This window comes from Hymenobacter agri (assembly GCF_054778495.1).
The window spans coordinates 1-2066 of record NZ_BAAGZM010000690.1; the positions used below are offsets into that span (position 1 = coordinate 1).

Sequence of the window (2066 nt, forward strand, 5' to 3'; positions counted from 1 at the left end):
CCCGGGCGGTAGCGCAGCATGTCGACGCGCACGTTCAGCGGGCCGTTGGTGGTGGGCCGCCACACGGTGCTGGCGCCGTTGAGCTTGTCAGTAGAATACACGCCCATTTCCGTGGCCAGCAGCGCGCGCGAAGTGCCGCGCGGGTCGAACAGGGCCCAGCGCACGGGCATGTCGGGCAGGTTGCCTTCCACCGCCGTCCAGGTGGGGGTGGCAGCGTTGGCGTTGGTGGTTTCGTACACGCTTACCACGCCGTAGTTGGAAAGTGTCACCAGCAGGTGGGCTTCGTTGGCCGGGTCGACGGCCACGCACGAGACAGCGGTGTTCACCGTGCCGGGGAAGATTTTGGTAACGGTGGGCGAGGTCGTGTTGGCATTATCCACCACGAAGGCCGCGCCTCCGTCGTTGCCGTTGGCCGACGCATCGGTACCCAGGTAGATGCGCTTGCCCGTGAGGGGCGCGATACCAACGAAGACCACGTCGCCGGAGCCGGTTGGCAGCGCGGGTTGAATGGTGTTGTTTTTGGCATTGTTCAGACTGTTTGCCGTGAGGGGATTCAGCCAAGCCAGATAGGTATCGGTGGTGTTGCCCGCGTACAGCACGTTCAGGTTGCTGTCGTAGTCCCAGGCGTTGATAAACTGGCCGGTGTTGGCGTTGAGGGCAAACGAGGTGGCGGCGGTGCTAAACGAATTGGTGGTGCGGTAATACTGGTTGTAGACGTAGCTGGTAATCTGGTTGGCCGGCGCGTCCTGGTCGATGGCGCAGTAGCCGCCGTCGCCGCCCGTCACCTGAGGCGTGGAATTGATGCCTGCCGTCGTAAACTGCCGGGTGCCGTTGTCCTGCGCGCCGGCCAGGAAATAGTCGTTGTTGGTGGGGTGCATGGCCACCGCGTAAAACTGCGTAACGTTAAAATTGGTGTTGCGCTGCGAAAACGTGGTGGTTGAGGCGGCGGGCGTCGCGGTGGACGTGTAGGCCAGGCCCCCGTCGCTGCCCGAAATGGCCTGCGTGCCCGAGCCCGGCAAAAACAGGAACACGTGGTGGTCGGCGTGCACGTAGTTGGTGGCGGTGACGGCATTGCTCCACACCGATTTTTTGGTCCAGGTCGACGTGGCCGCCGAGGCATTGCCCGTCGCGTAGATGTCGAGCCCGCCCACGTACAGCACCTCGGGGTCGGTTGGCGATACGGCCGCGGCCAGCGCGTACCAGGCCTGCCCGCTGGTGTAGTCGAAGCTGGCGCCGCCGGGTTTCGACATGGCCGTCCAGGTGTTGCCCTTGTCGAGCGAGCGGTAGATGTTGAGCAGGCCGTACGTATTCGCGTCCTGAAAAATGGCAAACAGCCGGTTGGCATCCGAGGGCGCGCAGGCCAACTCGATGCGGTGGTAGGCAGCCCCCGAGGGCGCAGGCAGGCCCGAGCCGGCCAGGGTGTTGAGGTTTGTCCACGAACCGGCGTCGCCCGTGGCCGAGCGGTAGATGCCGTCGGATTGGAGGAGGCCCATCGACACGAACAGGGTGTTGTCGGCGGCAATTTCGATGTCGGCCGCGCGCGTGCTCAGCGAGGGCCCCGCGGTGGTGGTGGTGTTCAGCACCTGCGTCCAGGTCGCGCCCTGGTCCTTGCTGCGGTACACGCCGCCGGTGCGGGTGGCCGCGTACACGTCATGCGTCACCGGGTGCACCACCAGTTTCTGGCATTGCCGAAAATCGGGACTGCTTGCCGTGGCGGGCAGCACCGCCCAGGTGGCCCCGCCGTCGGTCGATTTGAAGATGCCGGCCCCGCGCACGGCGTCGGCGTTGTAGAAGCCCTCGCCGGTACCGGCGTAGAAGGTGGCCGGCGTCGTGCTGGCATCGGCCGCCAGGGCCGAAACGGCCAGGTTGTTGAAGCCGCTGCTCACGTTGGTCCAAGTGTAGGTGCTGGCGTTGGTGGCGTTGCTGATTTTCCAGAGGCCGCCGTTGGCCGTGCCCGCCAACAGGGTGTTGCCGGTGGCGTCGGCCGGGTCGAAAATCATGGCCAGTACCCGGCCGCCCACGTTGCTGGGGCCGCGCTCCACCCAGCTGGCGCTTTCGAGGCCGGC

General features: G+C 65.6%; 1 protein-coding gene. It reads right to left on the reverse strand.

Going from position 1 to position 2066, the window contains the following annotated elements:
* Positions 1–2066, reverse strand: a 2066-nt coding sequence (locus tag ACYVDE_RS21100; protein WP_460503507.1) for a WD40/YVTN/BNR-like repeat-containing protein, incomplete at both ends; no start/stop codon positions are given.